Annotated in this window: 11 protein-coding genes; 6 read left to right on the top strand and 5 right to left on the bottom strand. The window is 43.9% G+C overall.

The window, feature by feature from the left end:
- Window positions 1-338 precede the first annotated feature (338 nt).
- Window positions 339-548 (top strand): hypothetical protein, encoded by a 210-nt coding sequence (locus tag O9332_RS11400; RefSeq protein WP_002761322.1) that lies wholly within the window; start codon window positions 339-341, stop codon window positions 546-548.
- Window positions 549-809: 261 nt separating this feature from the next.
- On the opposite strand, the gene O9332_RS11395 is transcribed toward O9332_RS11400, so the two are convergent.
- From O9332_RS11395 to gpmI, 5 genes are all read right to left on the bottom strand, one after another.
- Window positions 810-1,526: a peptidase gene (locus O9332_RS11395; protein WP_288025559.1), complete on the bottom strand. Its 717-nt coding sequence runs from the start codon at window positions 1,524-1,526 to the stop codon at window positions 810-812.
- Window positions 1,527-1,760, bottom strand: coding sequence for a preprotein translocase subunit SecG (secG, locus tag O9332_RS11390; protein ID WP_002736485.1), 234 nt, complete (start codon window positions 1,758-1,760; stop codon window positions 1,527-1,529). It abuts the gene before it with no gap.
- 67 nt (window positions 1,761-1,827) lie between these two features.
- Window positions 1,828-2,169 (bottom strand): type II toxin-antitoxin system RelE/ParE family toxin, encoded by a 342-nt coding sequence (locus O9332_RS11385; protein WP_002761318.1) that lies wholly within the window; start codon window positions 2,167-2,169, stop codon window positions 1,828-1,830.
- Window positions 2,153-2,410, bottom strand: a complete 258-nt coding sequence (locus tag O9332_RS11380; RefSeq protein WP_002761316.1) for a hypothetical protein — start codon at window positions 2,408-2,410, stop codon at window positions 2,153-2,155. The genes O9332_RS11385 and O9332_RS11380 overlap by 17 nt, the downstream gene beginning before the upstream one ends.
- 29 nt (window positions 2,411-2,439) lie before the next feature.
- Window positions 2,440-4,038, bottom strand: coding sequence for a 2,3-bisphosphoglycerate-independent phosphoglycerate mutase (gene gpmI, locus O9332_RS11375; protein ID WP_002761314.1), 1,599 nt, complete (start codon window positions 4,036-4,038; stop codon window positions 2,440-2,442).
- A 106-nt stretch (window positions 4,039-4,144) separates the two neighbouring features.
- Between gpmI and O9332_RS11370 the strand changes: the two genes are divergently transcribed.
- The 5 genes from O9332_RS11370 to O9332_RS11350 all read left to right on the top strand — a co-directional run bounded on the left by O9332_RS11370 (window position 4,145) and on the right by O9332_RS11350 (window position 7,349).
- Window positions 4,145-5,122: a phosphate ABC transporter substrate-binding protein gene (locus O9332_RS11370; RefSeq protein ID WP_002761312.1), complete on the top strand. Its 978-nt coding sequence runs from the start codon at window positions 4,145-4,147 to the stop codon at window positions 5,120-5,122.
- Between the two features lie 58 nt (window positions 5,123-5,180).
- On the top strand, window positions 5,181-5,327 hold the full coding sequence (locus tag O9332_RS11365) for a hypothetical protein (protein WP_002761310.1): 147 nt from the start codon (window positions 5,181-5,183) through the stop codon (window positions 5,325-5,327).
- Between the two features lie 13 nt (window positions 5,328-5,340).
- A complete protein-coding gene (locus tag O9332_RS11360) occupies window positions 5,341-5,493 on the top strand; it encodes a type II toxin-antitoxin system HicA family toxin (RefSeq protein WP_071825081.1) in 153 nt (50 codons plus the stop codon).
- A 154-nt stretch (window positions 5,494-5,647) separates the two neighbouring features.
- Window positions 5,648-5,983, top strand: coding sequence for a transposase (locus tag O9332_RS11355; RefSeq protein ID WP_353853426.1), 336 nt, complete (start codon window positions 5,648-5,650; stop codon window positions 5,981-5,983).
- Window positions 5,984-6,500: 517 nt separating this feature from the next.
- Window positions 6,501-7,349 (top strand): M28 family metallopeptidase, encoded by an 849-nt coding sequence (locus O9332_RS11350; RefSeq protein ID WP_002763416.1) that lies wholly within the window; start codon window positions 6,501-6,503, stop codon window positions 7,347-7,349.
- The last annotated feature ends 273 nt before the right edge of the window (window positions 7,350-7,622 follow it).

The raw sequence follows: 7,622 nt of genomic DNA, 5'->3' as shown, positions 1-7,622 counted from the left end.
GACTTGTTTTAGTTTTTCTATTAAGCTCAACATATATTTGAAAAGTTGCCGGTCACTCCTCATTTTACCTGACAGTGATCGCTTTTACTTTTGATATTCTGATGGGAGAATGAAACAGCCCTACCCTTGATAAGGGGGGTGTCGATAGGCGGGGGGATCCCCTCTTAATCCCCCCTTAATAAGGGGGGCATCTGATAATTTTTAACTCCTACCTACTTAGTGGGTAAAATGTTTGTGTATAGGACATTTTGAAACCCGCGGATTTGCCATCGTGCAACAAATCATTCCCACTTCCATGGCGGGTTACGTCCCATAAATTCCCAACTCATTTTTTCCCCATGACTAAACCCTTAGACTCCCTGAAACAGCCCAATCCCTCGGAAAAAACAGCCCCTAGAGATGATTGGTTAGATAGCGAACTATCTCGTTTAGAAGATTATGAACCTTACGATTGGGGAGAAATAGATCCCTTAATGTTAGGCAAACCCGTACAATATGTTTCTAGTATTGGCTTAGTTGTCGAGGGTGGCAAAGATTGGGGTTGCTGATTTGCAATAGGAATCTTCTTGTGTGGGGTTTTTAAAACCTAGAGCTAAACTAACTTTTGGATAGGATGCACAGTTGGCATTCATAGCTTGAGTCAGCAACACCCCTCCCCAGCAACCCAAGTTAATCAGTGCGATTAAAACATGGCTAGAGGAAATAGAGGTTTAAGCGATGGTTAATCTTCTGGATCTTAGTCAGTTATACTAAGTATATCCATAACTTATACTTTTTAATAGCAGAACCGACTGAAGAGCAATATTTACCTATTCAGGTATTAGATACCCTAGCTTATCCATCTGCCAACCTAACTTAGTTGGCTGCTGATAAACCTTTTTTAAAGTGTTAATATCCCGGCTAGAAATCGGGGCAATATCTCTAGTTTGAGCGAAATACATCACATCCGTCTCTAGGGGACTATGACCCCAAATTCCCAAAGCGTGACCTAATTCGTGCCGCGCTGCCGCTAAGGCCGACCGATCGGCTAAATTAGGACTAATCTGGATACTCATCCGATGAGTTAAGCGATTTTCCTTGACAAAAATCTCGTATTGTGTTATGGCAGAACGCACCCGGGGCAGTTCTAACTTACCCGTTTCGGCATTAAAACGGACTCCCGACGGCGGTAACTCCCGTTTAATGAGGATATCGGCCAATTCTGCCCGATTTACCAACTCCATCGGCAAATACTGCCCCCATTCAGCGATCGCCTGTTGTACCAAACTCAGCCAAGAACTGCGATCGCTGTGAACATAAATCTTCACGGGAAATTGCGACCAAATCAACGCCCCCACGGGACTGATTTCCACAGCATCAAAATAATCCCCGGACTGGTTTTGCTCTTGCCATTGGGCTAAATTAGCGGGTAAAGGATGGGTTTTTAACTCCGGTAGCGATCGACTGTCGGCGATCAAAGAATAGGAAAACAGCAAAAGACTCGCCAAGGCCGCGAGTCCTAGAAAAGAGAACCGACCTCTCAGCATTTAGCGATTTAACCAGCCGGCACTTAGTACAATAGTTAGGGTGATAAATACCGTCCCCAACGCCCAAGTCACCTGATTTAAGGTTTTTTCCGCCGTTTTTGCGCTGGTAAAAATCTGTGATTGGCCGCCAATACCGCCAATACCATCCCCTTTGGGACTGTGTAATAACACCAAAATCGCCAGAAAGGCCGCCGCCAGCGCCCAAATAATCTGTACTACCAGCACCACTGTCATGATTATTACTCTCTATTTTCCATTACAAAGTATAGCAGTTATCAAGCCGTCAGCTTTGAATTAGTTATCAACTAGGGTCCTCTTCATCCTCTATATCCTCAAGTGTTAGTGGTGCTTGGGCGCTATGGCGAACATATAGTACATAAACCGTACTATCTCTAATTGTAAAAAGCACTCGATAGACATTTTTACCTTTCCCATAAAAAAGTTGTCGGACTTCTTTGGGTAGAAAAATCGTCTGTTCGAGCGCTAAAGCACAACGAGTTGGTTTCTCTTGCAGAGTCGCAATAGCATTCATTAATCCTCGAAACCAACGGTCAGCAAACTCGGCATTATAACCTCGATACCAGCGATAGGCTTTTTCGATCTGTGCCGTGGCAGTTGGGGTAATTTCAACCTGAAATACCATATTTTTCGGCCATTTCTTGGGCAAAATCGGCAAGAGGACGGGTTTTACCGGAGTTTATCTCCTCGAAACCTTGCTGAATCCCCTCGATGACCTCTAAATACTCCATCAGTTGTCTGAGCTTACTAGGATCGATTTGATCGAGAAAAGTGACCAGCACTTGTGAGCGATCGCTAATATCATTGGGTAACTCGGTTAGGTGTATTTGTCCATCTCGATAAACACCTTCGATGGTTTTCAGCATAAAATTCCCCTTTATTGACTTTTTACTCGTTAAAGCGAGATGCGGACGGGAGTGCGACTGGCTTTAATTTCCACCTCGGCTGGTTTAATCAGCGATCGCCCAGTCATTTCTATCGGGACGGGAATTTGGAGAATTTCCAGGATAGTGGGGGCAATATCGGCTAAACGACCATCATCCCGCAGCTGCACATCGCCACCGTGGCCGGGTATTTTTCTTTGTTCCCCTTCAATTAAAATTAAAGGAACGGGATTAGTCGTGTGGGCCGTCCAAGGATTACCCGACTCATCCACCATCGTTTCCGCGTTACCGTGGTCGGCAGTGATTAACACTGTTCCCCCCAATTTATTGATGCTACTTAACAACTTAGCCAAGCATAGATCCACCGTTTCCACTGCTTTCATGGCCGCGTCTAAAATGCCCGTATGACCCACCATATCGGGGTTAGCGTAATTGACTACCACGAGACTATAGATACCCTGTTCGATCGCCGCAGAGACCGCTGCTGTCACCGCGGCTGCCGACATGGCCGGAGCTTGGTCATAGGTGGCGACTTTTGGACTAGGAATTAATTCGCGTACTTCTCCCTCAAAGGGTTTTTCTAACCCCCCATTAAAAAAGTAGGTGACGTGGGGATATTTTTCGGTTTCCGCACAACGAAACTGTTTTAATCCCTGTTGAGCGATCACCTGTCCTAAAATATTATTTAAATTCTGGGGAGCAAAAGCCACATCTACCGGTAATTTCGGATCGTATTGGGTGAAAGTGACAAAACTGAGGGGAGAAATTAAATCTCGATCGAAATCTTCAAAATCGGGCATAGTCAGGGCATGACATAACTGTCTAGCTCGATCGGGACGGAAATTATAGAATATCACCCCATCGCCAGCTTCGATCGCCCCCGGTGCAATTCTGGTGGGGGGAATAAATTCATCGGTAATATTTTGATCATAAAATGCCTGTAATACTTCAGTAATCGATCGCCCGTCGATACCTTGATCACTGGTCATCACGTTATAGGCTTTTTCCACCCGATCCCAACGGCGATCCCGATCCATGGCATAATAACGCCCACTGAGAGTCACCAGGCGACCGAGTTTAATTTTATTAATATGTTCTTGAATCCGTTTAATCGCCGGCATTCCGTCGGTGACATTAGTATCGCGACCATCGGTGATGACATGAATGCAGACATCGCTAATCCCTTGCACTTTCGCTAAGTCTAATAATCCCAGTAAGTGATCGAGATGGGAATGGACTCCCCCCTCGGAACATAAACCAATCAGGTGTAATTTGCTTTTTTTGGGGCGAATCTCGGCGCAGAGTTTTAATAAAGCCTGATTTTGTTGAATCGAACCATCTTCGATCGCATCGGAAATTCGTACTAACTCCTGTGGTACAACTCGCCCCGCTCCGATATTCAGGTGGCCAACTTCCGAGTTGCCCATCTGTCCTTCTGGTAGTCCCACATCCTTAGCGGAGGTGCGGATTAAGGTGTGGGGATAAACTTCCCAGAGACTATCCATAATCGGGGTTTTCGCCATTGCGATCGCATTATCCGACCTTTGCGGGCGATAACCCCAACCATCAAGGATAACCAGTACGACTGGGGATATAGGTGCGTGGGTCATGATATACAGTCCTAAATCAAGAGTGGATTTCCATGCACTAAGATAATATCATCGAAACTTCCATTGATCACCGGTGTCGGGGCGATCGACCCCCTAATGTCAGCAAATGATGGGTATGTCTCAAAAAAACGAAACAACTGCTTTAATAATCGCTCTTTTAGCCACTGCGGGCATTTTAGGTGGGGGTTACTTTTGGCTGCAAAGTCAATGTGCTGCGGGTCAAGAATTCTTTCTCTGTGGCAGCAGTAAAAGTCCGCAAAAATCCCCCACATCGGGAAGTGCCTCCTCTCCGCTACCCCCTCCCCCTTCCCCCCAGGGAGTGGTCAGTTTTGCCCCACCGACTTCTATCCCCAGTGGCACGACAATTCGCATTAACGGCTCTACCAGTATGGTACAGATTAATCAAGCCTTAAAAGCCGCTTTAACGGCCAAATTTCAGGGGGTAGAAGTCTTGACAAATGCTCAAGGATCTGATAGGGGATTAGAGGAAGTGGCCCGGGGGGCGATCGATATTGCGGCGGTGTCACGACCTTTAACCGAGTCAGAACGCTCTCAGGGATTGGCTTCTAGTCCGATCGTCCGAGATGCGATCGCTATTGTGGTGGGGGTAAAAAATCCTTTTGCGGGGGGGTTAACCACTGCCCAAGTTAAAGATATTTTTACCGGAAAAATCACCTCTTGGTCGGAGGTGGGCGGTTCTGCTGCTACTATTCAAGTGATTAATCGTCCTCCTATTAGTGGCACTTATCAAAGTTTTCGTCAGGAAGTGCTGCAAGGGGGAGAATTTGGTAGGGGAACTAATTTTAAAATGATGGAGAGGGATGCCACCACCCCAATCTTGCGAGTTTTGGGACTGAATGGCATTAGTTACGCAACCTATGGCCAAATCGCCAACCAAAAAACCGTAAGAGCGCTCGCTGTGGACGGAATTTCAGCCAGTGAACCTAATTATCCCTGGCAGCGTACCCTTTACTACGTTTACAAAGAACCTGCTAGTGAAGCGGTCAAAGCTTTTATGGGTTTTGTGGCCTCTAGTGATGGTCAAGAAGCGATTTTTCGGGCCAATGAAGACCTACAAAAGTAGTCAGCGAGAATATCCGAAAATCTGGGAAATTTTACGCCTTGCATCACTAGGGTGAGCATTGCCTATTTTACTGTGGAGACGGGGAAGCATTGGGGCTTTGCAAGCTTTGGGACTGAATGGCATTAGTTACCCTACCTATAGCCAAATTGCCAATCAAAAAACCTGGGATTTAATGCTGGCAGCGGCGAAACGAGAAAAAGTTTGAGCAACTTTGTTAACTGCTGAGAAAACTTGGCTTTGATGAAAGAATACGAGGAAGTCATCATATTTTCATTCAAGAAGGAATTGAAGAAATTTTAAATCTACAACCCAAACAAGGAAAAGTAAAGACTTATCAAGTCAAACAAATTCGTAATCTAATTTTAAAATAGACCTCTTGCATAATTAATTTTTCAGGGTTCAAAAACGGCAAAAATAAGGATTAAATGACATAAAGTCTGTAAATAGACCATTTAACTGATTATTATTCATTCTTAATTCTCCTGACTACTGACTACTGGCTACTGACTCCTAACCCTAACAACAATTTTTGATTTTTACAAGAGGTCTATTAATGGCAGACCGTTAAAAAGCCTGAATCAATTTTATAACCAACGTCGAGCTAAGTTACAATCTCTGTTAAAAGGCAATCGTCAAAGTTCCCAGAGGATTCGCCGTTTAACCCGTTGCCGTAATCAGAAGATAGATAATTATCTTCACCGAGCTAGTCGTTATTTAGTCAATCTCTTAGTTGACCAAGAGATAACAACTTTAGTAATTGGGAAAAATGACGGTTGGAAACAAGGAGTGAACTTAGGAAAAGTCAACAATCAAAAATTTGTGACCATCCCTCATGCTCGATTAATTGACATGATTATTTAGGGCTTGCTGAATAATGGTAAAACCCTTTTAAAATAAGGCTTTTGACCTGTTAAACTCCGATGTTAGTGCAAGAAAATAGGATTGGGACTTTCAAAAACCTTGCATTATCCTTCTTGTGGTACATCGCTTGGTACAAAAAACAAGGGCAACAAAGCCTGAAACGACCGACTCCTGACTCCTACCCCCAGGAAAAACTTTTTCAGCAGACCCGAAATAGATAGGGTTTGCTGAATAAATCTAAAAACCTTGTTGGATAAGGCTTTTAGACTTTTTTGACCTCAAAAAGTCCCGACCCTTGCAGTGATTGAGGGGAAAATTCAGGTACTTTTTCCCTGAAAATTAGGTAATTGACCAGGTGAAAATGGGTAAAACCCCACACCCCACACCCCACACCCCACACCCTGCCACCAGGAAAAACTTTTTCAGCAGACCCTAATTAACAATTATTATTCTCCCCGATTTTTCCCTCAGTTTCTCTATCCATTGGCTCTTTTGATTAAATTATCTGCTGCTATCAATGTTTGATCTTCTTAGCGATCGCTTAAGCCAACACCTAGAACAAATTGTCCGAGAAAGAAACCCTTTTTTCTCTAGTCAAGGACATTTTTATGTGCGAGAATACCTGCGACAAGAGTTAGGCAATTGGGGAAAGGTTGAATCACATTTTTTCTCATTTCAGGGAAAAGTTTACGAAAATTTAATCTTAGATTTGCCTAATAATAGTCAAAAACCACCGATTTTAATTGGCGCTCATTATGACACGGTGCCGGGGTCGCCGGGGGCTGACGATAACGCCACGGGATTAGCGGTATTATTAGAATTAGCGAGGTTTTTTGGGGAGAATCAGGCTAATTATCCAATTCGTTTAATTGCCTTCGATCTAGAAGAATACGGATTACTGGGGAGCATTGCCTACGCAGAAAAATTAAAACAAACTAAGCAGGATTTAAGGTTAATGTTATCCTTAGAAATGCTCGGTTACTGTGATAAAAATCCCCATTCTCAAAAATATCCAGCTTTTCTAGAATATTTTTACCCCAACACTGGGGATTTTATCGCTTTGATTGGCAATCTCAAAACCCGCAAGGATTTAAATTTTCTCAGTCGAGTCCTGCGAGAAAATCAAACTCCCTGCGAATGGTTGCCCGTAATTTTTGGAGGTTATATCGTCCCCGATACTCGACGCAGCGATCATTCTCCTTTTTGGAGTCGCGGTTATTCGGCAATTATGGTGACAGATACGGCTAATATGCGTAATCCCTATTATCATAGTTCTCAGGATACAATCGCTACTTTGGACTTAAATTTCCTAACAAGAGTCTGTCAAGGTCTTTGTTTTGGATTGCAATCTTTACCGATGAGATAAAAGTTAGCGTTAGCGTAACGCACCAATCCCAGTTAAGTAGGTAGGCGTTAAAAGTTGTCAGATCCCCCCGCCTATCGGCACCCCCCTTATTAAGGGGGGCAGGGGGGATCGAACCTAAAATCCATTTTTAATTGGCTCTTCGGTAATTGTTATGCAATGGACGGGGGTTATAAGGGATGGAACCCTTATATAGAAAGGCATTTAGCGATTTTTGTCAATTGTTTTTTATCTAGAGCGAACTAATCAATTAAGTCTCTTGCCAGATAAGGATTT

Source organism: Microcystis sp. LE19-10.1B (assembly GCF_027530565.1).
In the GTDB taxonomy this organism is placed as follows: Bacteria; Cyanobacteriota; Cyanobacteriia; order Cyanobacteriales; family Microcystaceae; genus Microcystis; species Microcystis aeruginosa.
This window is presented reverse-complemented; position numbering and strand designations above follow the sequence as displayed.

Excerpts from the sequence above, each read along its gene's own strand:
- O9332_RS11400 (WP_002761322.1), top strand. The coding sequence starts at position 339 with ATGACTAAACCCTTAGACTCCCTGAAACAGCCCAATCCCTCGGAAAAA.
- O9332_RS11395 (WP_288025559.1), bottom strand. The coding sequence starts at position 1,526 with ATGCTGAGAGGTCGGTTCTCTTTTCTAGGACTCGCGGCCTTGGCGAGT.
- secG (WP_002736485.1), bottom strand. The coding sequence starts at position 1,760 with ATGACAGTGGTGCTGGTAGTACAGATTATTTGGGCGCTGGCGGCGGCC.
- O9332_RS11385 (WP_002761318.1), bottom strand. The coding sequence starts at position 2,169 with ATGGTATTTCAGGTTGAAATTACCCCAACTGCCACGGCACAGATCGAA.
- O9332_RS11380 (WP_002761316.1), bottom strand. The coding sequence starts at position 2,410 with ATGCTGAAAACCATCGAAGGTGTTTATCGAGATGGACAAATACACCTA.
- gpmI (WP_002761314.1), bottom strand. The coding sequence starts at position 4,038 with ATGACCCACGCACCTATATCCCCAGTCGTACTGGTTATCCTTGATGGT.
- O9332_RS11370 (WP_002761312.1), top strand. The coding sequence starts at position 4,145 with ATGATGGGTATGTCTCAAAAAAACGAAACAACTGCTTTAATAATCGCT.
- O9332_RS11350 (WP_002763416.1), top strand. The coding sequence starts at position 6,501 with ATGTTTGATCTTCTTAGCGATCGCTTAAGCCAACACCTAGAACAAATT.